This window comes from Paenibacillus vandeheii, assembly GCF_030433635.1.
GTDB lineage: Bacteria > Bacillota > Bacilli > Paenibacillales > Paenibacillaceae > Paenibacillus > Paenibacillus vandeheii.
This window is the reverse complement of sequence record NZ_JAROCD010000007.1, coordinates 133601-156613: the sequence shown is the minus strand read 5'-3', so window position 1 is coordinate 156613 and position 23013 is coordinate 133601. Positions and strand designations below refer to the sequence as shown.

Here is a 23013-nt window from a genome sequence, read left to right as displayed (position 1 = left end):
TGGCCGTTACGGGTACGGATCGTTCTTTGGATCGCTGTTGTCTCTGGATTATCTTGATTGAATCTCTATATGGTTATAATTCAGAGACAAAGGCGAACGCTTCGCTTCCTCAGAATCGATTCCGTCCCCTCCACTACGTCTACAGTTCTTCCAAATGGAGGAGTGGGTAAGCTAAAGTTCAAACAGAAACCTTTCAACGCCTCAACTTTACAGGTTTCGCTTCTTTAGGTTTTATCCACTCCGTTGCTGTGTATAAGTACAGTCAGCTTACGTTAAGTGTAATAAGCCTGTACTTATAGTGTACCCACCTCACCTATGGTGAATCCATGAACCCGTTCATAAACGTGACAGTTTTAATTTAAATCTCCCAGGTAAATGCGTGACGAATTCTTATTTTGCAACAACTCACCAATTGTTTTCGGATATAAACGAACCTGAGACAGCTCTTCAAGAGCAATCCATTCTACAGCTACCTGATGGTCGTCTGGACTGGTGCCTTCAAAGATTGTAGCTTTCGGATCTATTAACTTGCATTCAAAATAAAATTCAACCTGGTGCACATCGGCATCCCACTCGGCAAATTCGTGATTTTTCCCAATGTACTCCCGGATATGCAGCAGTTCTCCCACGGTCACCGCCTGTCCAATCTCCTCCAGACATTCACGGGCAACCGCATCTTTGAGCTCCTCGCCTTTCTCTTGTCCTCCGCCGGGGAAAACAAAAGCTGCACCATATTGATCCTCCAACCGGATCACCAGCAGACGTCCATCCTGTACGATAACGGCCTTCGCCGAATTACGTATCGGTTTCATGTTATAGTTTCACTCCTTACAAATTCGTATAGTTCGCTCCCTACCTAGCCCTCTGTTACTGTAGCAATTATCTAGCAACTCCAGGCGCAGACAGCGTAACTCCCTCAGATTCAAGCAACGTACGAATCTCTTGAGCAAATGTAAGAGCATGCGCACCGTCACCGTGAATGCAAATCGTCTCTGCTTTAATGGGGACAAGTGTGCCCTCCGTTGACAGCACGATTCCCTCTTTCACCATGCGCAGCACTTGAGCAAGGGCTTTTTCCGTCTGCTCGATGATTGCCCCGGGCTGACTGCGCGGTGTTAGTGTCCCATCAGGTGTGTAGGTCCGATCCGCAAAAACTTCACTCACACTGCGCAGTCCAATGCGATCCGCTGCCTGTATCATTGCACTTCCGGCTAAGCCATATAGATACAGATCCGGTTGTACTCTATAAATGGCCTCGGCGATACCCTCAGCGAGCCGATCATCTTCAGCAGCCATGTTATACAAAGCCCCATGAGGTTTCACATGATGCATGCGTCCTCCGGTTGAGCGGACAAAAGCATCCAGCGCGCCAATTTGGTATACAACCATGTCATAGGCTTCCCGTGGCGTAATGTCCATACGTCTCCTACCAAAGCCTTGCAAATCCGGCAGACCGGGATGGGCACCGATCGCAACCTGATGCTCCAATGCTTGCTGCACTGTTTCCCGCATCGTTGCTGGGTCACCCGCATGAAATCCACAAGCGATATTGGCTGAAGTAATCAGCCGCAGAATCGCCACATCCGACTCCATTCGGTACACCCCGAAACTTTCACCCAGGTCACAATTGATATCCACCGTGTTCATTGAAGGCCCCCATTTCTGCCAATCTCCTGCGAACCAGCTGATCGTTCAGCTTCCAATTCAGCTCCTGTTCCAGGAATAGTTGCTGCGCTTCTTCATATGTAATCTCCTTAAAAGCAACTTTTGCCCCGGGCCGTGCCTGTGCCAATATGGGCAAATCCACGCGGGCCACCTGTGCGATTACAGGATATCCTCCGATGGTCTGATGATCGGCCATCAATATAATAGGCTGACCGTCTGCTGGCACCTGTACCGTGCCATAGGTTACGGCTTCAGACAACCGATCCATTGGCTGACCGAGTTCCAGCTTTGCACCTTCCAATCGATAACCCATCCGATCTGATTGGGGAGAGATCACATATCGTTCTTGATGGAATCGTTCAAGGCTATTTTTATTAAACGCTGCACTGTCCTTGCCCGGCATGACACGAATGACAGGATCAGCTTGGTAGGCGGGCCATTCCCTGCTAGACAAATACCAGGCAGGTGCATGCATCCGTCGGTTGTTCTTTTCAGCGCGCAGGCTCAGATTATGCAACGTCGCTTGCGCTTCGCGAGAAGCTTCCCCCATTGGCAACCTGTCGCCCACCTGTAAGGCACGCCCTTTCAGCCCACCAATACCTGTTTTGAGATCCGTGCTTCGGCTGCCCATGACCTCAGGTACTGCGATTCCACCAGCAACCGCCATATAGGCCCGCAAGCCAGAGCGGCATCGACCAAATCTCAGCACGCTTCCAGCAAGAATCACGGTCGGACGCCATAGGGGAACAGGCAGGCCATCCACCGCTGCCGTCAGATCCGCCCCACATAAAGAGATCAGCTGATTTTCATAGAAATGAAGCTCTGGTCCGGTCATTGTCATCTCCAGCACAGCTGCACCACGTGAATTTCCAACCAATACATTCGCTGCTCTGGCTGCAAAGGTATCCATAACCCCACCTGGATGTATCCCATACCGGCGAAATCCCGTTCTTCCTTCATCCTGCACGGTGGATAACAGACCTGAGCGAATGACCTCAATACTCATCGTTCGCCCTCCTTCTGTTCCAGATATTCCTGAAGTGATATTGACACAAAACGAACCCGATCACCCGCTGCAAGCAGGCTCGGGGGATCTTCCGTCGGACGAAACAGCGCCAGCGGCGTTCGACCAATACATTGCCATCCGCCGGGAGTCGATACCGGATAAACTCCGGTTTGTTTGCCACCAATGCCCACCGTTCCTGCTTCAACCCGAAGTCGAGGTGTGGGTCGTCTGGGCGTAGCAATCTTCTCCGATAATCCGCCCAGATAAGGAAAACCCGGTGCAAATCCAATCATGTGAACCAGGTAATCGCCAGATGTATGAATAGCTATGACCTCATCTGGCGGAAGCCCATGTTCAGTAGCGACGTATTCCAGGTCGGGACCGAGTTCACCACCATAACATACCGGAATAATAACTGTTCTGGTGCAATCCTCTGCTGCTTCTTCCATTGTATTCAAATGATGAAGCAGCACCCTGCATACCTCGTGGTACGGAATGATCAACGGATCATAAAACAGCGTGACTGAGGCAAACGAAGGTAACCATTCGAAGACACCCGGTATAAGGCTCTTTTCCAGTAAAGCACATACCGACATCACCCTCCGGTGCACCGCTTCAGATATGGCATCCCCACAACGGATGATAACCCCTGTTTCGCCCAGAGGAGACAGCAAATCCTCAGTCCATGAATACGGCATTTCGGTCATGCCATCCCCTCCTTGTGCACAAGTTTATAATCCGTTGATCATTGTTTCTCCAAAGTCTGCAAAATAAGTGAACGGACAGCAGGAAAAGGCTCTGCTTCTTCCGTCCGTATCGCAAGATAGAGCGTCTGCAAAAAGACACGCACATTCAGGCTCATTTGGCTGATTTCCAGAAGAGATTTCCCCTCCGTCATTTCGTTTGGATTTAGTGAATCGATCCAAGACGAAATATCGTTTTGCTCCAGCAGATTGCGCCGAAGGATGGTGACCACTGCACGGGCAATCCGCTGATCCTCATCATGGATGTAAACTAGACTTGATTCGATAATTTTCACTGCGAGCGCATGCAAAAGTTCCCGCAAAGCGGCCTTCTCCATATAAGGCGACTGCGCAAGGTCTTCAACCGCATCTGCCGCGTGTGCCGGAGCGTGCGCCCAGCCCTTATCATCGGCATAGCCACGAACATCTTTTTCACGCTCCAGATACGTAGTCAACCGCTGATGAATAAACTCTATATCTTCCTTTTTCATAAAAGACCGCTGACGATCTACACTCAGAATTGGAGGCAGGAGCAGCACAGAGAAGGTTCGGGTAAACACACTGTCCGTGCCTCGTTCTCCGATTCCATGAAAAAGGTGCTGATCATCCAGCGCCATTTGTAACAGCTTCCCGAGCTGTTCTTCCGAAAATACACCCTGCCCAATCCAGGTCGCAAATGTAACATAGATCAGTTCATCCCGCAGGACCGGGTCCGGACTGCCAATATGCTGCATCATATGCAGAGCCAATTCGTAAGGCTGTTCCACTTCATGGATGGATAGATTAGTCGACTGAATATGCTGCAATTTCTGTTTTAATGCCAGAGCATCCATCTATCACAACTCCTTGGAGGAATCCAGATGCACGCTGCAATTGTATAGCCCACACTGCCAAAATTCCGCTTCCCAAGAAATCCGGGTGATCGACGTGTTGGACAGCTTTGCGCTCACATCAAGCTCAGGCACCAGACCTCGCAGTGTATTACGAAGAATGGCACCATGACTGACAACGACCACTTTACCATTGGGATGCTGGCGTACAATATCTTCTAACGCGGCACTACCCCGCACCGTGCCTGCATCCGCAAGCTCCCGGCCCAAATCGAGATTACTCCAATCCGCTCCCCAACGCGCTAAACGCTCAGCTTCGGTCGTACCTTCCACCTGTCCACCGCCCATCTCACGCAGCCTCGGGTCCAACTGAATCTCCTGAATTCCCAAACGATCTCCGATGATGCGAGCCGTCTCACTTGCACGCTCCAGGTCACTTGCATAGATGGCATCCCATTTTTCCTCACTCAGTCTTGCGGCAAGCAATACTGCCTGTTCTCTTCCTTCCTGATCCAGCGGATTATCCGTTTGTCCCTGGGAACGTTTCTCTTTATTCCAAGCCGTGCTTCCATGGCGAATCAATGCGATCTGTGTCATTGCTGTTCCTCACCTTTTTCTATACGTAATTCATCATCTGTAAAATGTTTTCGTGCCTTCGGTTTGGCAAATTTGCCACCATTATATTGACTAGAACCGTTTCTCGGAATGGAAAGACTGTTCCATGAGGTTTCTTTGAGCATTTTGGCTGCATAGATAATCTGTCCCACATGATAAGGATAGTGCGCCAATTGTCGGATGATTGCCTCCATAACGGTATGTCCTTCATTGCGAATATATATGATATGCGACAGTTGCTCCGGTGTAAAAGAACGAATGGCTCCAAGCAGACAGTTCCAGCCTTCCTCCCATTTGGCAAGCAGCTCTTCTCGGGTCGAGATATCATTCACGAATTCGGCATCTCGCTCACGCCACGGCTTTTCTCCATCAGTTGTCAGTACATCCGTCCAACGGGACAGCATATTGCCCCAGAGATGCTTCACAATAACCGCAATGCTGTTGGCATCTTCATTCCAGGATTGAAACAGCTGCTCAGACTCCAGTTGCTCCATAGCCTTCTCCCCAAGCTGCTTGTAATAAAGAAATTGCTTCTCGGCTGTATCCAGAAATACCTGATTCATGTCCACGCGTTCACAACCCTTCGCAAAATGTTTTTATTCAGGAAAAGAAAACGTCCCGTCCTCATTCGGTTCAAAGGAAATAACTTTTCGTACAGCGTCCAAATTAAGTTCACCATAAATATGTGGAAATAGTTCATTCAACTCATACAGGTCCTCATACACCAGTTCCGGCTTCAAGTCCCTCTCATCAATACCAAGCAATAACAAATCCGTACGCCCTTGATAAAATTGAGCTGCTACCCATGGAATCTGTTCTTTGGTGGAACAATGAATGAAACCATCCGTCTCCAGGCTATCCGGTGCATACACGATCTGCTTGGATACCTGCTCCCATACCGCTCGGGAAATAATACTGTAGATCATTGTTCCGCCTCCTTCAATTTCTTCTATGTTCCTGCACGTCATTGGAAGTATTATAGATCATCCCGGATACGTGAGTACAATTTTTGATCTGTAAATATACCTTTGATCTTCAATTGTTTGCGCAGTAAACCTTCAACTGACATGCCCAGCTTCTCCATCACTCGTGCAGATCCGATATTGCCTGCATTACATTTCCCCTCCAGCCGATTGCAGTCCAATTCCTGAAAACAGTATTCAACAACTGGCTGCATCGCTTCTGCCGCGAGGCCCTTGCCCCAATAACTGCTGGCTATCGCGTATCCCAGTTCGGCACTCTGCATGGGTTCATTAAGGTGGAAAATACCGCCTCGACCGATCAGCTTCCCCGTTTCCTTCAGAATAAAGGCCCATAGATAGACCGTTTTCTTCTCATAATTGTCCAACACTCTTTGAATATATTGAACGGAGTCATCCAACGTCTCATGGCAGTTCCACAAACTTTGCTGACTCACCCTCGGATCGGAGGCAAACATAAAATAATCATCGAGGTCGTTAAGCGTAAGACGTCTCAGTACCAACCGCTCTGTCTCAAACTCAGGTGAGTCTGCAAAAAGCTTCTCAATATTCACGTAAGTCCCACTCCCCATTATCAAGCCTTCTTAATTTCTCAGGAAATAACGATCAATCCCATACACAAACAGAATGCCGACAGCATACCTCAGCAGATCCATCGCCAGAAATCCATGTCCCAAAATAAGCGCACCCAGCATCGTAGAACGCACTTCGTTCAGCCAAGGGGTCTGAATTATTTGTGAACATTCGATGGCCCAGCTGAAAATCAGACTAACTATCATCGCCCACTCTCTGCTGCGATTAATCCATAACATGCGTATCCCAAAATAGATCATCCCTGCCCACAAGGCGTCACCAAAATGCTCACGCACAAAACTCGGCAAAAGTGCACCAAAGTGCCTGGACGCCAACCCTGCCGCCATGGTTATGATCACTGCGGTGAAATAAATCAGCCTGTCTTTGCTAAATACGGTCATCACGAATTAAATGCCCTCATCAAGCACTTTTAGAATAAATTCCGTTTTGGCAGTGGTATAAGCTTCTCTATCATCCTTATTCTCATCAGCAAGCTTAACCTTCAGGGCTGCGTATACCTCAACCAGATCCGGGCGTTGTCTCAGCACGTCCCGAAACTGGATTTGGCGATCCCAACGCACCTCTTCTGGGCGCATCAGATGAAGATGTACAGCTCTCTTGCCATCTTTCACCCTGACCCAGAATCGTCTGTATTCCCGACCATCCAGTTCAGGGGGAACGTAGTTCCATCCTACCGGATTCAGCTGATTGGCAATCAAGTCCATATCATCCCATGACTGAACCTCTCCCATCAAATCAATAATGGGCTTGGCGGGCAAGCCCGGAATGGACGTGCTACCTATATGTTCGAATCTATGAATATTGAACTGCTGCAACAGGTCTCTCAGTTGCTGAATTTCTTCCTGAGCTAGTAGGTCCCACATGGGATTGGCCTCAACAATCTCTACCGATTCTGTCGCCCACGCAGGCCAATTTTTAGGTTGCAAGTGATTTGTCATTCAGATGCTCCTTCCTTTGCGGGACTGAATTTAGATTTTTTTATACCTAAAAGGGGCGTATGTCTACGCCCCATCTGTTTCTGTTCATGATGATGAAATGAACTCAATTGATTTGCTTGATTCGATGATACTTTATTTTACCGTTACCGGTATGGTCACTTTTTTATTGCCCCATTTGGCTGTGATTGAAGTTTTGCCTTTACCTACGGCCACAATCTTGCCACCCGTTACTGTGGCTACACTTGGTTTGGTGCTGCTCCACACGGCACTGCTCGTTACAATCGTGGTTTTGCCTGTATCATACTGCGCCATCACACTCAGTGTTGTGCTTGCCTGCGGCGATAACACGAGTGTTTTCTGGCCTGTAATCAGCTTTTTGAGCAAAGGAACGACGGTAACCTCTGCCTTTATTGTCTGATTTTGATAAGTTCCTGTCAAGGTGGCTTTTCCTTCTGCCAGTGTTTTTACTGTACCGTTTTTGACGGTTGCTACAGTATTGTTGGAAGAAGTCCACGTCACCTGTTTCGAAAGATTAATCGTTTTCCCATTGGCATATGTACCGATGACCTTCAACGCTTTAGATTTCTTAATATTCAGCTGCATGACAGCAGGTGTCACTTCAACTTTGGTGATCTCATCCGTGATGGCTACGGGAACTTTAACCGTCTCTGAGCCATATTTGCCTTGTAGCAGCACTCTGCCAGGCGTAATTCCTTTAATTTTCCCACTTTCCAGCACAGCGGAAGCACTCGATACCGTCCATACGATCTCGGATGTGACGTCTTCTTCCTTGCCATTTGCACGCACAATGCTTACTTTGGGAAGCGTACTTTCACTCCCTTTGACAAAATTATAGGAACTCGGGGAAGCTTTGATGCTTTTAATTTTATCCTGAACCTTAACCAGCAATTGTGCTTTGGCACCATTTACCTGTGCGTATACCGTTGCTTCTCCTGCTGCTACAGCCTTTACCTTGCCTTTTGTTATGGTGACAACCGCATCGTTACTCGTGGACCATGTGACTCCACCGGTAACATCCTGTTTGTTATCAAATCCTTCAATCACCGCCATCACTTGAAGTGTAGTTGTCTGGGATACACTCATCTGCTGCGGACTGCTGTTGGTAATTTCAATGGACGTCACATCACCCGTGGCTGCCAGGGCAAGCGAAGGGGCCAGTACTGCCAATACTAAAATAAGGGCCAAGGTGCCTCGTATTGCTTTTTTGATTCCATTCATTGCAATCTTCATCTCCTGTAATCCAATATTTTACTTCTATTATATTATATCGGAAACACATTACATAAAAGTGAATAATGTTGGAGCAAAATCTCGGATATGAGGAACATTCGACATCTGTCCTCTGATGCAGCCCTCCCTATATTCCGAAATAAGCAGAGGCATTCTGCAAGTCATATGGAAGTGACTGAAGAATGCCTCACGGAGAGGATAGAAAAAACCTGGAAAAGCGAAGCGTTCGCCTTTATAAACGTTTTGAGATAATCAGGATAGATACGATGAGCAAAAAGAACATGACCAGCAACAGTTCGGGAAATATTTTATTCATCTTCAGCCTTTTCCACCGAGGAAACCGTTGTATGAATAAGCTCCAGCACCTTGTCAACGGCGTTCTCCGTGCCACTCGCCTTCATATGGTCTATCATACGCTCCCTCTCCTTATATACGAGGTCAATATCTCGCAGGAATGTCTGAGCAGTCAGCTCCTCCTCATGGAGAACCCTTGCATAACCTCGCTCCTGGAAATACTTCGCGTTCAGCGTCTGTCCAACACGAGATCCGCCATGGGCATGGGGAATCAGAAGCATCGGCTTGCGAAGCAACAGCCACTCATGGATCGCATTGGAACCAGCGCGTGACACAACCATATCTGCCATAGCCATTAAATCCGCAAGTTCTTCATGCACGTATTCAAATGCCTTGTAACCTGCAAACCGTGGAAAGGATGAGTTCAATTTACCTGTACCACATATATGAATGATTTGATAACGCTTGAGCAGCTCCGGCAGTGTTTCAAGTACCATAAGATTGAGCCTTTCCGATCCCTGACTACCACCCATAATCAACAGAATGGGTCGATCGGAGACAAATCGGCAAAAATGAATCCCCCGCGCGCGGCTGCCAAGCTTTAACTCCTCCCTGATTACAGGGCCTACGTACACCGTCTTTCCCGAAGCTTCCGCGGAGGCAAACGTTGTTGTATCCATAAACGTGGTACACATCATTTGAGCGTATCGCCGTGACAGCCTGTTGGCCAGACCTGGATGAAGATCCGGTTCCAGAATCAGAACAGGGACCCGGTTTAAGCTGGCACCCATTACAGCAGGAACAGCCACGAAGCCTCCTAACGAAAAGCAAACATGAGGTTTAATTCGTAAAATAAGCAGATAAGCCTGCAGCACCCCAAGCATAATCTTGAATACATCGGAAACATTTGCCCACGCCCAATACCTTCTCAACTTGCCAGTTGCAACCGTATGATAATGAACAGCCGGAATTTTTCCGATCAATTGGCGCTCGATCCCATGCTTCGACCCAATATAATGAATCTCCCATTCCTCCTGAAGCAGTCTGGAGATCAGAATGAGATTGGCTGTCACATGACCGGCGGAGCCGCCTCCTGTAAATATGATCCTCCGCTTGAACACAGAAATCCCCCTCTCCACAGCATATCGCGAACCTCTGCCTTGGTCAGGATGACATCCTCCGAATGATATCCTTTGCCAGCAGAAGCAGATGCCCGACATCCCTCGTTTTCCACTGATTTGGATGAAGGGGAGGCAGTGACAACAAAGTAGGACTTCTCCTCTTCCGCTTCACAAACGTTTTCCCAATCTGAGATCAATGTCTCATACAGCCGTTCTCCCGGCCGGGCACCGATGAAATGGATCGGAGCATCCTTGTGCCCAGCATCCTCTGCCAACACCTGTGCGATATCCGTTATTTTGCAGGATGGCATTCGAGGTACAATAATCTCGCCGCCCTCACATTGCTCCATCGCCGATAGGAGAATCTCCACGCCCTCTCCAAGGGGAAGAAAAAAACGTGTCATTCTGGAATCAGTAACGCTGAGAGGCTGCTCTAACTCAAGCTGGCGTTTGAATAACGGTACAACGCTGCCCGTTGAGCCAAGAACGTTCCCACTTCGTACACATGCAAAGCTTGTAGCAGAGCGGGTGTCCGCTAATAAAATCAACTTTTCCCCGATGGCCTTGGTCATGCCGTACATGCTTGAAGGATTCGCTGCCTTGTCTGTAGAGACATATACTACCTTCTGCACGCCATTCTCGATTGCAGCATCAATAACGTTCTGCGTTCCGATAATATTGGTTTTGACCGCACAATCTGGTTGGTCCTCGCAGACCGGTACATGTTTAAGTGCCGCCAGATGAAAGACATAATCTATATCCTTGCAGGCACCCGCCAGCTCCCATCGGTCTCTGATATCCCCCAGTACAAACTTTACTCTCGGGTCAGAGATGGCTTGCCTCATTTGAGCCTGAAGCGATTCATTTCGTGAAAAAATACGTATCTCTTTTGGCTCCTTAACGAGCAATTGTTTGACCAACTCTTCCCCCCATGAGCCTGTGCCTCCCGTTATTAAAAAGGTTTTATTGAACATTGGATATCCCTCCATGAATTAAGTTCTGCTTTGGTGATAAGCCTATCCTAAGGCCATTGTGTTACATCAGTATGACGACAGGTAAACCATTGACTTCCCCAAAGTTATCTGTGCACATTCAGACCGGATCACACGAAAAAAACCACCATCTGCATGGCGGCATCCACAGTTAACGCTGTATTAAAGGTAAAGAAAAATAAAATATAACCTTTCCATCGGCTACTCCAAGGCCATAGTCAGCATGGTGGTTCTCCAGAATCGTTTTGGCAATAGACAAGCCCAGTCCCGTCCCGCTAAACTTTTTGCTGCGCGAGCTATCCATTACATAGAAGGGCTCCCAAACCTGATCCCACTGCTCGTGTTCTTCTTTATCCGTTTCATTGGCAATGCCAAAATATGCCGCTTCCCCTTTTAGCTCAAGTGTTATGGTTATTCGGTCGCCACTTGTATATTTCACCGCGTTGGTCATCCAATTATGCAGAACAGACTCCAGCTTCCGTCGATCAGCCAGCACCCAGGTCTCGTCAGCCCAACGATCCTCCACTTCCACATGCAAATCATGCTGCTGAAATACGGTTTCATAGGTATGAAGGGTCTCCGTGAGCAGTTGGCGAAGATCAACAGGTTCAAAATCGTATACTTCGGCCTGCAGACGGGATAACTCCAATAGTCGGTCAATTAAACCAGCCAGCTCCTCGCTCTGTTGCTGAATTACCCCAGCGTAGGTTCCGTCATCCAGGCCATCCTGAATACCAGAGGCATAGACTCGAATCAGGGAGAGCGGTGTTTTCAATTCATGCGAGATATCCGAGATGAACGTTCGCAGATTGGCATTTTTTAGTTCCAGTGAATGCTGCGCCTGCTGCAATTTGTCGCTCATCACATTGATGCTGCGTCCTAATGACTCAATCTCATCACCTGTCTTTATATCAACCTTCGTAAACGATAAGTTGGAAATGGCCTCAGCCGTTTCACTTAGCTTCGCGAGCGGTTTAACGATCCGGGCGGTGTACAGCACGGACAGCAGGATGAGCAGCAGCAGCATACCGAGCCATATATACGCATTGAACTGATTAATAATTCGAATCGTCTCCGTTGAATGCGAGATGGATTCCCCTACTGCAAACACGGAATCCCCCACCTTCACAAAGTTGACGAGGAAGCTTGATTTTAACTTGGTCTGATCATAGAATTTATTTACCCTTGCACCCTCACGCAGCGCAGAGATACTCTCTTCTGTCAGCCAAAATTTACTGAGGGCAATCCCCTTACGGTTATATTGCCATAACAATTGATCGTTAATATCATTCACACTATCTTTCAACGAAGTATAAGCAATAGCGACCTCGTATTGCGTTTCAAGGCTCTCCATCCGTTGTATTGGAACGCCATGTTCTGAGGCAGAGATTTCAGTCGTTAATTCCGCCAACTTCTGCTTTTTTTGATACAAGAAATAGGTAGGCAGGAAAAAGGTATTGACGATAAAGGATAGGAAGAAGACCACACACAATGCACTGATAATACGCACGAGCAGCTTACGGGTCAGTTTACTCATTTTGATCCTCTAGGCAATAACCCATTCCCCGGTACGTTTTGATCGAATCTTCTCCAATTTTCTCACGCAGTCTGCGGATATGTGTGTCTACAGTGCGCTCCTCGCCGAAGTAATCAAAACCCCATACCTGATCCAGCAAAATTTTACGGGTTACGATCTGACCCTTATTCATTCCCAGAACCTTCATTAATTCGAATTCCTTATGGGTGGCCCCTACATCCACTCCACGACGATAGATCTTCTGGCCATCCAGATCGACGGTCAATTCTCCCACAATGATTTTGGAGGAAAGTTGCAGTAGCTTCTTAACACGCAAAAGCAGGATACGCGAATCAAAAGGCTTGCGCAGATAATCATCCGCCCCGGCTTTCAAGGCAAGAAATTCATCATCCGATTCCCCTTTGGCTGTCAGCAGCAGTACCTTCGCCCGGCTCGTACGCTTGATTTCCCGACACACCTCGATACCGCTGCGACCTGGCATCATCCAATCCAAAACCGCCAAATCGACCTGGTTATTATAAAAGAGCTCCAAGGCTGTTTCCCCATCCTCGGCCAAAAACACCTGAAAGCCCTCTTTAACGAAATAGGCTTTCAAGATTTGCAGCATCAGCGGCTCATCATCCGCAAGTAGCAGGTTCATATCTGCGCCTCCTTTCCAAACTGAATTCTACTATACAATCTGTACGTTACAGCTGTGTGACATACCACAGGCAAAACAAAAAGGAACCCCGGAATAGGTTCCTTTTTGTTTCTCAACACAGCCTGTAATCCGTTTAATTCTCTTCCTCCTGGTGTGGCAAAATCAAATATTCGGCACCGCCCATATAGGGCTGAAGTGCAGCTGGAATGCGAATGCTTCCATCCGCCTGCTGATGATTCTCCAGCAATGGAATGAGAATGCGCGGTGAAGCCACAGCCGTATTGTTCAACGTATGGCAGTATGCGAGCTTGCCTTCGGCATCGCGACAACGAATATTCGAACGCCGCGCCTGGAAGTCATGCAGATTCGACGATGAATGTGTCTCTCCGTACGCATTGCGGCTTGGCATCCAGGTCTCAATATCATACTGTTTGTACGTTTTCTGCGACATATCCCCTGTACACACAGCCACCACTCGATAAGGCAGTTCCAGCAATTGCAGCAATTCCTCGGCGTGTCCCGTAATTTCCTGCAGCATTCGCTCCGATTCTTTCGCATCCGGTGCACAAAGAATGACTTGCTCCACTTTGGCAAATTGATGCACCCGGTACAACCCGCGCACATCCCGCCCGCCTGAGCCAACCTCACTGCGGAAACACGTCGATACGGCAGCCAGCTTGATCGGCTCCTGCACATCCACAATCTCATCCGCGTAATACGAAACCAGCGGCACCTCCGATGTTCCCACCAGCCACTTGTTCTCGCCTTGCAACTCATAGACCTGATCCCGTCCTGTGGGGAAGAACCCCGTGTTCAAGAGTGTATTCTCCCTCACCATCAAAGGAACCTCCATTGGCGTAAATCCATGCTTCAACAGCAAATCAAGTGCAAGTTGCTGTACAGCCCGGTGCAGGAGCAGTCCTGCTCCTTTGAGCACGTAGCTTCGTGTTCCGCCGATTTTCACCCCACGCGGGATATCAATTAGATCATGCCCTTCACCGAGTTCCACATGATCCTTAGCCTCATAATCGAATACCGGCAGCTCCCCCACACGTCTCAGCTCCACATTATCCTCATCCGATGCGCCAATTGGAGTATCCGGCGATACGATATTGGGTACCAACCATTGCAGCCGTGTCACTTCCTCTTGCACAACGGCAAGCTTGGCTTCAACATGCGCCAACTGATCATTCAGCTGTTTCACTTGTTCCCTTAAACCCTCGGCCTGTTCACGCTCACCAGCTTGCATTAGCTTGCCGATATCTGCGGATAACGAGTTACGAACTCTACGCCCTTCTTCCGATTCCTGCAAAAGCGCTCTGCGCTCTTCGTCCCGTTCCAACAATTCACGTATACTGATATCCATTCTCTTGCCGACTGCCGCAGCTTGCACCTCTTCTGCATGCTCCCGAATCCACTTCATTTCCAACATGGTCACCGTCTCCTTTGGCTGTAAAAATACAAAGAGCGCCCTCATCCCTTGGGACGAGGAGCGCTCTGCTCGCGGTGCCACCCAACTTGCTGAACCAGAATACTCTGGTTCAGCCTCTTGGTCCGCGATAACGGGCGGTTCCGGTTAACTTGGGGAATAATTCGCTCCCCTGGCGAAAACGCCTCCGAGTTGGATGCTCTTCAACGGCATGGTCCGATCTGTAATTGTTGTGGTTCAGTATATACCAACTTTCGCCTCCATTGCAAGTTATCCGTGCACACCCTAACATGTCCTGTTATGATAGAGATTGTTTGTTTTAAGGAAATGCTCCTGAATGGCAGACTTACTACATATACATCATAATTAGAAGGAGTTTTTCTTTATGAAAAAATTGCTTTGGATTGGATGCTTGTCCTATTTCCTCATCGGACTTGCCCACGTGGTTCTCGGGTCCATCCTGCCCGTTGCCCTCGAACATTATGGCAAGGATTACAGCCAGGGAGGAACACTGATATTTGCCCAATTTGCCGGGTTCCTGGGTGGTGTACTGTTATCTCCGTGGTTGAATAATCGCTTTGGCAAACGAGGCGGTCTATTAATTGCTGCCGCTCTGCTCTGCATTGCAGAGTTATCCTATATGCTGCTGCCTCCATGGGGCTGGATGTTCGTCATTGCACCTGCAGCCGGATTCGGATTCGGGATGATCGAGGCTGTTATCGGTACAATCATCATTGCTGCAATTAAAGATAATACGGCTGTTGCCATGAGTCGACTTGAAGTGTTATTCGGTATCGGCGCCATGGTTATGCCGCTCATTGCCAGCGGTCTGATTTCTGCCGGGTATTGGCGTATGTCGTTCCTCGTGGTTGCCATCTGTGCAGCGATGACCTTTATATTCTGGGCCAAAAGTTCATTCGGTGAGCTGGACAGCGAGCTGAGTCGGCGTAGCTCCGACCAGACTCCCGGACACGCTCACGCTGCTGCATCGCCCAATGGAACGAATCCTGCAAACATTCAGCCAACTCGTTCCACCTATCGCGGCCGTAATTTGGCTCTTCTGTCTTTATTTGTTCTATTTTTCTTTCTCTATGTCGGCACTGAAATGAGCCTTGCCAACTTTATGCCAGCCATTCTGATTGAGAAAATGAACATGAAGGAAGCAGGTGCCGCGCTGAGTGTTACCTGCTTCTGGATCGCCATGTCTGTTGGACGACTGTTTGCCGGATATATTGCGGAGAAATTCCAATATCGAGTCTACGTGCTGTACAGTTGCCTTGCAGCAGTTGTGCTGCTAATGATCTTTCCTTTTACCAACCAGATCTGGTCGGCATTTCTGATCATTCTGTTACTCGGACTCGCACTGTCGGGTGTGTTCTCCATTGCCCTCGTCTTCGCCAGCAAAATGCTGCCTGGAACAGAAGAATCAACACCCAGCATCCTGATTGCATCAGGCGGGGTTGGTGGTGCCATTCTGCCTTTGGTCACCGGCTGGAGTCTGGATCATCTGGAAGTGAACCAGTCCGCATGGATGCTTGCCATTTTTGCAGTCGGTCTGCTGATTATCAGCGTGATCGCCTATCAATGGCAGCACAGGCATGCTGTAAGTTCAGCATCGTAACATCTATTGAAGGATGATAAATAAGATTCCAATTACACAGAGCCGTAAAAAGATAGGCTTCGTAGCCGTGAATGCTACGGAGCCTTTTTTAATTTATAATGAATGCCTCATGATTTTCGTGAAAATGTTCTTCGCTCTAAACTGATTATCGACTCTGGTATCTTAGACCAATGGACGATTACCCAGGAAATACTTTATTAATTACTTGGATCACCCAATGCAAATTTTTGCACATCCTGTTAAGCTCCCTTATTAACGACGGGAATTGCAACCCCTTTACCCTTGATGAATTTACCGAATATGAAGCGAACGAGTGGGCCTATGATAAGAATCTGTAGAGGCAGGGCCAGACTAAAGTTACGAAGTATGGTATGAAGGTATGTCTCAAGCAGTGATTTCCCCTCCAATTGATTGGCCAAATAGGCCGTAACCATGCCGTACAGAGACATGATCAGCACCATTCCTACAACCATGCAACCTGAGATAGCCAGAATGCCGAGTACCTTGTTGGATTTGTCGAACGGTAATGAGAAAGCCACTTTCTGCGCTACAGGTCCGACTATGAAGGATTCCACCAGAAAAGCGACGATAAAACACAATACAAATTGAAACAGTATTTCTAACGGGGACATCGAACCAATCAAACCATTTTTCAATAAATTGAAGGTCATCATGACGACAACCATCCCTGTGCACATCATCAATCCAAAATAAATATGTTCTTTCTTCGTTGTTGGCAATGCTCTCATCCTTTCTGTTTACCTTCGTAATTATAGAGATCACAACCCCTTCTTCATAAGTGAACATTATGTGAACAATTATAATTTTCCCAACATTAAAATCCGATTTGACAACCCAGGGTTACAGCCCTATGATATCCCTTAAAATGGTAGAAAAGATTCACTGAATATAGGAGGATTCTGAATATGAGTTTTCAAAAGCGCATTGACCACGTCGGCATCGCCGTTCGTGATCTGGAGACCACACTCCGTTTCTATACGGAGATTGTTGGTCTTGAATTGAAAGACCGGGTAACTCATACCAACGGCGTCATTCAGCTCGCCTTTCTCGGCTTCAATGGAAGCAACGAGACTGAGATTGAGTTGATTCAGGGATACAGTGACAAGCTGCCTTCCGAAGGAACGGTGCACCATTTTGCCATCCATGTCGATGACCTTGAATCCGAATACAACCGCATTAAGACAACCAAGGCCGAGTTTATTGATGGAGAGATCATTGCACTGCCTAATGGTTACCGTTATTTCTTCATCTATGGACCTGAAAAGGAATGGATTGAGTTCTTCCAGCGCTAAGAATTGGAGCTGATTTGATGAACATTTTAATTACCGGCGCAGCCGGAAAAATTGGACGTGATTTGTCCAAACACTTGTCAGAAGCATTTCACCTGCGACTAACGGATTTGAATATAGACAGACTGCATACGTATCAAGAGACAAGCCATGAGATTACCGCACTTGATGTGACAGATCCCGAAGCCTGTCAGCACGCTTGCGAAGGCATGGATGTGGTTGTACATCTGGCGGGAGATCCTTCCCCGCATGCAGGGTTCTATGAATCGTTGTTGGACATCAATATCAAAGGTACATTTAATGTATTCCGTGCAGCTAAAGACCAAGGAGTGCGGAGAGTCATTCTGGCAAGCAGCGCACAGACGATTGAGGGGTATCCCATTGATGCTCAAGTCTATCCGGACATGCCCACACGCCCGCGGAATTTGTACGGAGTTAGCAAATGTTTTGGTGAATCACTCGCTTCCTATTTTGCGTATACCGAGGGGTTACAAAGTGTTGCGATACGTATTGGGGCATATGATGATTTTCAACCGGATGGTCCGCCTCTGGAGGCAAGGGATATGAGCGCGTATATTAGTCCGGCTGACTTGTGTGATCTGGTGTTCAAAGCAATTACAGCTACAGATCTGGAGCCCTTCACCATACTTCATGGGATCTCAAATAATCGGTTTAAACGATTGAATCTGGAAGCCACACAGAAACAGGTAGGATATGACCCGAAATCAGATGCTTTTGCACTCAGTCAGATATCCCTATACGATACACCACGGTAAATTGTTAAAAATGACACATCAAGAGAGGTCGTTATGCGAATGTATAAGGGTCATTTTGAGCGCTGTACTCTTCCATCCAGTTCCTGACTGGACATGCATCGGCCTCTCGCCTATAATTACACCTAGTAATGCCCGTAACTTCATAGTTTCCCAGGGGAGTCGGAATTGGCCGGCTGAGAGTGTATCCCACCAAGATACTGACCCTTAGACCTGATCTGGATCATGCCAGCGTAGGAATCGGAGTATATCGAATTGGCCCAGCCCAGCCTCTTTGCTGAGTGCCACATCTCTAACGCCTGCACGCGTCCCGGATTAACGGGGCGCTTTTTTAATGTTCTTTTATATAGCCAGAGAGCTAAAAAAAGTGACGTCATCCGGATCATAGCTGGTATAAATCTGTCGATTTATGCAAGAAGCTTGGATATGAAGCCAAGGAGTACCCCGCGCCACTGGCCGGACAACATGAAGGAGAGATTCAAAGATGAGATGGCGTAAAATGATGGGACTGCTGCTTTTGTGCGTGATGCTGGTAACTGTGGCCGCTTGCGGCAGCAAAGAAGCTGCACCTTCAGGAGAGAACGGCAGCAGCAACACCCAAAATAGCATTGAAGGTGACAATACAGCCCTCAAGGATATTAAAGTCGTGCTGGACTGGACACCAAATACGAATCATACCGGCCTGTATGCGGCCGTAGATCAAGGTTTTTATAAAGCAGAAGGCTTAAATGTCGAGATTGTACAGCCAGGTGCCGGAGGCGCGGATACCATGGTGGCTTCGAACGAAGTGCCTTTTGGCGTAAGTTATCAGGAAAGTGTGACCCAGGCCCGCACACAGGGCGTACCACTTGTGTCCATCGCTGCAGTCATTCAACATAACACGTCCGGATTTGCCGCTCCGGTGGATCGGAGCATCAAGTCTCCAAAAGATTTTGAAGGCAAAACCTATGGGGGCTGGGGCTCCCCGGTAGAAGAAGCCGTGATGCAGTCCATTATGGAAGGCGAAGGCGCCGATGTATCCAAAGTGAAAAATATTAACATGGGCGATGCAGACTTTTTCACCGCTGTAAAACGTGATATCGACTTTGCCTGGATTTTCTACGCGTGGACGGGCATTGAAGCCGAACTTCGCGGAGAACCAATCGACATGCTGTATGTAAAGGATTATTCCGAAGCACTGGACTACTACACACCTGTACTTGTGACGAATGAACAGACGATTCAGAATGATCCCGAGCTGGTTAAAGCGTTCTTGAAAGCGACTTCCGAAGGATATCAATATGCGATTGAACATCCCGAAGAAGCTGCCAACATTTTGATTAAGGCCGTACCGGATCTGGATAAGGATCTTGTACTCGCAAGCCAGAAGTGGCTGAGTCCAAAATATCAGGATGATGCACCGCGCTGGGGTGAGCAGAAGCAGGAAGTATGGCAGAACTACACGGATTGGATGTTTAGCAAAAAACTGCTTGATGAGCAGGTAGATGTGTCCAAAGCGTATACAAACGAGTTCTTACCCCAATAAAAATCTAACTGTATAAGTTAACATTATGTACACAAGAACGAAGAGTGCAGAACCCATCTGTAGAAACGAAGTGGTCGCCTTTATCCCCGGATTTTCCCCATGCGGAAAATGAAATCAAAAAATCCGGGGATAACAGCGATCGGAAGAGGGTACTGCAATCGAAGTGGTAAAGTGTACATTCCCTATGTTCAACTTATACAATCCAACCCGAAAGGAAAAGTGATCTTTCATGGCAAGCACACTACTTAGCATCCAAGTCATTCCCAAAACGCCAAATGGCGAAAATTCCTATCCTTACGTTGACCGTGCCATTGAAGTTATTCAACAGTCAGGCCTGAAATATCAGGTCAATCCACTGGATACCACGATGGAGGGAGAACTGGAGGAACTGCTGGAGGTTGTTCGCAAAATGCATGAAGTTCTTGTGGAAGCCGGCAGCCCAAGCATCATCTCACAGATCAAGATCGCTCATAGCCCGAGCGGCTTCAGCATGGACAGCCTGACGGAGAAATATCGCTAATGCATGCCTATTGGAAAAGCGTATGGCCGCCCTTTGTGGCGGTTATTCTCTTTATAGCCGTATGGCAGGGAGCCGTCTCCCTGTTTCATATCGAGAAATGGATGCTGCCTGCGCCTTCTGACATCGCAAATGAAGCGGCCTCTCAAGCCGAGCGACTTGGCATACACGCATGGGCAACCATCCAGCTGACATTGATCGGGTTCGCAGCAGGTACACTTACGGGATTACTGATTGCGATGGTGCTGCATTTGATTCCATTTCTGAAATCTGCCCTCTATCCTTTACTTATTCTTAGTCAAAATATACCGACCATCGCGCTTGCACCGCTCTTGCTGATCTGGTTCGGATTTGGGCTGCTGCCCAAACTGATTACCATCATTCTGGTCTGCTTCTTCCCGGTGGCTGTAGCTGCCATGGACGGGTTGACCCGCACCGATGCGGCGATGATGAACTACATGCGCATGGCTGGCGCCAAACGCGGCTCAATTTTCTGGAAGCTTGAGCTTCCACATGCGCTGCCTTCGGTGTTCTCAGGGATCAAAATTGCCGCTACGTACAGCGTCATGGGTGCGATCATCGCGGAATGGATTGGAGCAGATAAGGGCATCGGGTATTATATGATGCTGCAAAAATCGGCCTATCGGACGGACCGTCTGTTCGTAGCGATCATGATTATTGTGGCACTGAGTCTGCTGCTCTTCCTGCTCATTGCGCTACTGGAGAAGCTGCTCGTTCGCTGGCGACCGCAGAAGCGATAATTTTGAAATATGCTCTATATAAAGGGTTAGGAAGTGATGACGAGATGACACCCGAACACAACGAGCGGGTAGCTGCTGCGCCGGATGCGAGTACAACCACTCCAACCGGTAGCAGAGGTCCTGAACATGAAGCAGTGGCTTTAACTGCTAAACATTCATCGCCAGCGTTGGAAGTTCAGAATTTGCATGCCTCGTTCCGCGAGCGGCGTAGCACATTACCCGTTCTGGATGGTTTGTCCCTGACCGTGGAACAAGGAGAATTTGTAGCCATCGTCGGTCCTTCCGGCTGCGGCAAAAGCACCCTTTTCCACATCATCGGTGGCTTGCTGAAACCACAGGAGGGCCAAATTCTGATGAATGGTCAGGATGTTACTGGACAGCGCGGCAAGATCAGTTATATGCCGCAGCAGCCTGCCCTCTTCCCATGGCGTACCATTGAAGACAATGTGCTGCTTGCTGGCGAGGTGTCTGCGGACACACCGCCACGATCCGAAGCGCTTGCCAATGCCCGGAAGTGGTTGGGCAGTGTCGGACTGGCCGGATTCGAACGAGCCTATCCGCATATGTTATCGGGCGGCATGCAGCAGCGGGTTGCATTTCTGCGCGCCCTGCTCAGTCCACAGGAACTGATGCTGCTGGACGAACCTTTCAGTGCGCTGGATGCACTGACCCGCAGCGACATGCAGCGCTGGCTGCTCGAAATCTGGGAACAGAATCGCCGCTCGGTGCTGTTCATTACGCATAATATCGAGGAAGCCTTGCTGCTTGCTGATCGCATCTATGTTTTATCGAACCGGCCTGCAGCCGTACTGCACGAGGTCGATGTTCCCTTTGAACGTCCGCGGCGCGAAGCGATCACGGAGGAACCTGCTTTTCTTGAGCGTAAGCGGCAAATTTCCCAGTGGATGAGAGAAGAACAACAGAAGACCCGCCTATCCAAATAGTGCGGGTTTTTGAGTTATTATTTTCCTGAAATGGGTGATCCAAGAGAGACTACGCTGCGTAACATTGGTAAAAGACAAAAAGGAGGGGTTTATCCATGCACTCAACCGCTTTTGTACCCTTGATCGATGCACATCTTCACTTGGACAAATATACACCTGAAGAACAACGCGAGATGCTGCATTCCTTCTCATCCCACCAAGTTGAAGCCGTCATCGCCGTCTCCATGAATCTGGCATCTGCCCAAGCCAACCTGGAACTAGCTTCACAATACCCTCGTGCCGTATATCCAGCCTTTGGTTTCCACCCTGAACAGGACCTGCCGTCCCTGGCAGAGCTGGATCTGTTCTTCCACTGGATCGAAAAGTATATCGGACAAGCTATAGCGATTGGGGAAGTTGGATTGCCTTATTACAACCGACAGGAAGCCGAACAATCCGGACAACTCTTTGATCAGAGCGGCTATATCGATCTGTTGGAGCGATTTATCCAGCTGGCGAAGCGGCACAGTAAACCGATTGTACTGCACGCTGTATACGAGGATGCCGATATCGCCTGTGACCTGCTGGAGCAATATCAGCATCGCCGCGCTCATTTTCACTGGTTCAAAGGTTCCAAGCGGACCGTCCAGCGAATGGCTGACAACGGACACTTCGTCTCATTCACACCCGATATCATCTATGAAGAGGAAATTCGCGAACTGGCCCGCCAGTATCCTTCGGAGCAAGTTATGGCAGAGACCGATGGACCTTGGCCTTTCGAGGGGCCCTTTCAGGGAAGAATGACTCACCCTGCCATGACCAGACAGGTCATTCAAGCCTGGAGCGAAGTGACTGGTATGGGCACAGAGCGGGCTGCGCGCCTCTTTTATCAGAATACGAAACGCTTCTACGGTCTTCCTTAGACGGTATTTATATGTAAAGCACCAA

26 protein-coding genes and 1 riboswitch are annotated in these 23013 nt (G+C 48.4%); of the genes, 8 read left to right on the top strand and 18 right to left on the bottom strand.

What is annotated here, in order from left to right; genetic code table 11:
- Positions 1–353: 353 nt before the first annotated feature.
- The 17 genes from P5G61_RS15415 to serS form a co-directional block, all read right to left on the bottom strand.
- On the bottom strand, positions 354–812 hold the full coding sequence (locus P5G61_RS15415; RefSeq protein ID WP_301247355.1) for an NUDIX domain-containing protein: 459 nt from the start codon (positions 810–812) through the stop codon (positions 354–356).
- A 67-nt stretch (positions 813–879) separates the two neighbouring features.
- Positions 880–1647 carry a LamB/YcsF family protein gene (locus P5G61_RS15410; protein ID WP_301247354.1) on the bottom strand — a complete coding sequence of 256 codons (768 nt, stop codon included), beginning with the start codon at positions 1645–1647 and terminating at the stop codon, positions 880–882.
- On the bottom strand, positions 1622–2671 hold the full coding sequence (locus P5G61_RS15405) for a 5-oxoprolinase subunit C family protein (RefSeq protein ID WP_301247353.1): 1050 nt from the start codon (positions 2669–2671) through the stop codon (positions 1622–1624). Before P5G61_RS15405 ends, P5G61_RS15410 begins: the two co-directional genes overlap by 26 nt.
- Positions 2668–3378, bottom strand: coding sequence for a 5-oxoprolinase subunit PxpB (pxpB, locus tag P5G61_RS15400; RefSeq protein ID WP_301247352.1), 711 nt, complete (start codon positions 3376–3378; stop codon positions 2668–2670). The genes P5G61_RS15405 and pxpB overlap by 4 nt, the downstream gene beginning before the upstream one ends.
- A gap of 38 nt (positions 3379–3416) precedes the next feature.
- On the bottom strand, positions 3417–4247 hold the full coding sequence (locus tag P5G61_RS15395) for a DUF2785 domain-containing protein (RefSeq protein WP_301247351.1): 831 nt from the start codon (positions 4245–4247) through the stop codon (positions 3417–3419).
- 3 nt (positions 4248–4250) lie between these two features.
- Complete coding sequence (locus P5G61_RS15390; RefSeq protein WP_301247350.1) at positions 4251–4841, bottom strand: histidine phosphatase family protein; 591 nt, start codon at positions 4839–4841, stop codon at positions 4251–4253.
- Positions 4838–5428, bottom strand: coding sequence for a DUF1572 family protein (locus tag P5G61_RS15385; RefSeq protein ID WP_024632247.1), 591 nt, complete (start codon positions 5426–5428; stop codon positions 4838–4840). The genes P5G61_RS15390 and P5G61_RS15385 overlap by 4 nt, the downstream gene beginning before the upstream one ends.
- A gap of 27 nt (positions 5429–5455) precedes the next feature.
- The gene (locus P5G61_RS15380; protein ID WP_301247349.1) at positions 5456–5785 is read right to left on the bottom strand and encodes a DUF952 domain-containing protein; all 330 of its coding nucleotides are present in this window, start codon (positions 5783–5785) and stop codon (positions 5456–5458) included.
- 50 nt (positions 5786–5835) lie between these two features.
- On the bottom strand, positions 5836–6393 hold the full coding sequence (locus P5G61_RS15375; protein WP_301247348.1) for a GNAT family N-acetyltransferase: 558 nt from the start codon (positions 6391–6393) through the stop codon (positions 5836–5838).
- A gap of 30 nt (positions 6394–6423) precedes the next feature.
- Positions 6424–6813: a ribosomal maturation YjgA family protein gene (locus P5G61_RS15370; RefSeq protein ID WP_301247541.1), complete on the bottom strand. Its 390-nt coding sequence runs from the start codon at positions 6811–6813 to the stop codon at positions 6424–6426.
- 6 nt (positions 6814–6819) lie between these two features.
- Positions 6820–7371, bottom strand: a complete 552-nt coding sequence (locus P5G61_RS15365) for a GrpB family protein (RefSeq protein WP_301247347.1) — start codon at positions 7369–7371, stop codon at positions 6820–6822.
- A gap of 132 nt (positions 7372–7503) precedes the next feature.
- Entirely contained in the window at positions 7504–8610 is a 1107-nt protein-coding gene (locus tag P5G61_RS15360; protein WP_301247346.1) for an Ig-like domain-containing protein, read from the bottom strand.
- Positions 8611–8930: 320 nt separating this feature from the next.
- On the bottom strand, positions 8931–10037 hold the full coding sequence (murG, locus tag P5G61_RS15355) for an undecaprenyldiphospho-muramoylpentapeptide beta-N-acetylglucosaminyltransferase (protein WP_301247345.1): 1107 nt from the start codon (positions 10035–10037) through the stop codon (positions 8931–8933).
- Positions 9986–11011 carry a polysaccharide biosynthesis protein gene (locus P5G61_RS15350; RefSeq protein ID WP_301247344.1) on the bottom strand — a complete coding sequence of 342 codons (1026 nt, stop codon included), beginning with the start codon at positions 11009–11011 and terminating at the stop codon, positions 9986–9988. Before P5G61_RS15350 ends, murG begins: the two co-directional genes overlap by 52 nt.
- A gap of 169 nt (positions 11012–11180) precedes the next feature.
- Positions 11181–12566: a sensor histidine kinase gene (locus P5G61_RS15345; protein WP_301247343.1), complete on the bottom strand. Its 1386-nt coding sequence runs from the start codon at positions 12564–12566 to the stop codon at positions 11181–11183.
- Entirely contained in the window at positions 12559–13206 is a 648-nt protein-coding gene (locus tag P5G61_RS15340; RefSeq protein WP_301247342.1) for a response regulator transcription factor, read from the bottom strand. The genes P5G61_RS15345 and P5G61_RS15340 overlap by 8 nt, the downstream gene beginning before the upstream one ends.
- Positions 13207–13339: 133 nt before the next feature.
- Positions 13340–14638 carry a serine--tRNA ligase gene (gene serS, locus P5G61_RS15335; protein ID WP_301247540.1) on the bottom strand — a complete coding sequence of 433 codons (1299 nt, stop codon included), beginning with the start codon at positions 14636–14638 and terminating at the stop codon, positions 13340–13342.
- 382 nt (positions 14639–15020) lie between these two features.
- Here serS and P5G61_RS15330 point away from each other — a divergent pair, with 382 nt between their 5' ends.
- Positions 15021–16256, top strand: a complete 1236-nt coding sequence (locus P5G61_RS15330; protein WP_301247341.1) for an MFS transporter — start codon at positions 15021–15023, stop codon at positions 16254–16256.
- A gap of 239 nt (positions 16257–16495) precedes the next feature.
- Here the strand turns inward: P5G61_RS15330 and P5G61_RS15325 are convergent, their stop codons facing one another.
- Positions 16496–16996, bottom strand: coding sequence for a DUF2798 domain-containing protein (locus P5G61_RS15325; protein ID WP_301247539.1), 501 nt, complete (start codon positions 16994–16996; stop codon positions 16496–16498).
- A 186-nt stretch (positions 16997–17182) separates the two neighbouring features.
- Here P5G61_RS15325 and P5G61_RS15320 point away from each other — a divergent pair, with 186 nt between their 5' ends.
- The 7 genes from P5G61_RS15320 to P5G61_RS15290 all read left to right on the top strand — a co-directional run bounded on the left by P5G61_RS15320 (position 17183) and on the right by P5G61_RS15290 (position 22988).
- Complete coding sequence (locus tag P5G61_RS15320) at positions 17183–17569, top strand: VOC family protein (RefSeq protein WP_301247340.1); 387 nt, start codon at positions 17183–17185, stop codon at positions 17567–17569.
- A gap of 17 nt (positions 17570–17586) precedes the next feature.
- The gene (locus P5G61_RS15315) at positions 17587–18342 is read left to right on the top strand and encodes an NAD-dependent epimerase/dehydratase family protein (RefSeq protein WP_301247339.1); all 756 of its coding nucleotides are present in this window, start codon (positions 17587–17589) and stop codon (positions 18340–18342) included.
- Between the two features lie 142 nt (positions 18343–18484).
- Positions 18485–18597, top strand: a riboswitch (TPP riboswitch).
- A gap of 226 nt (positions 18598–18823) precedes the next feature.
- Positions 18824–19864, top strand: a complete 1041-nt coding sequence (locus P5G61_RS15310) for an ABC transporter substrate-binding protein (protein ID WP_301247338.1) — start codon at positions 18824–18826, stop codon at positions 19862–19864.
- 229 nt (positions 19865–20093) lie between these two features.
- Positions 20094–20384 carry a thiamine-binding protein gene (locus tag P5G61_RS15305; RefSeq protein ID WP_301247337.1) on the top strand — a complete coding sequence of 97 codons (291 nt, stop codon included), beginning with the start codon at positions 20094–20096 and terminating at the stop codon, positions 20382–20384.
- Positions 20384–21142, top strand: coding sequence for an ABC transporter permease (locus P5G61_RS15300; RefSeq protein WP_301247336.1), 759 nt, complete (start codon positions 20384–20386; stop codon positions 21140–21142). The genes P5G61_RS15305 and P5G61_RS15300 overlap by 1 nt, the downstream gene beginning before the upstream one ends.
- 44 nt (positions 21143–21186) lie before the next feature.
- Positions 21187–22086, top strand: a complete 900-nt coding sequence (locus tag P5G61_RS15295; RefSeq protein ID WP_301247335.1) for an ABC transporter ATP-binding protein — start codon at positions 21187–21189, stop codon at positions 22084–22086.
- Positions 22087–22181: 95 nt separating this feature from the next.
- Positions 22182–22988 (top strand): TatD family hydrolase, encoded by an 807-nt coding sequence (locus tag P5G61_RS15290; RefSeq protein WP_301247334.1) that lies wholly within the window; start codon positions 22182–22184, stop codon positions 22986–22988.
- The last annotated feature ends 25 nt before the right edge of the window (positions 22989–23013 follow it).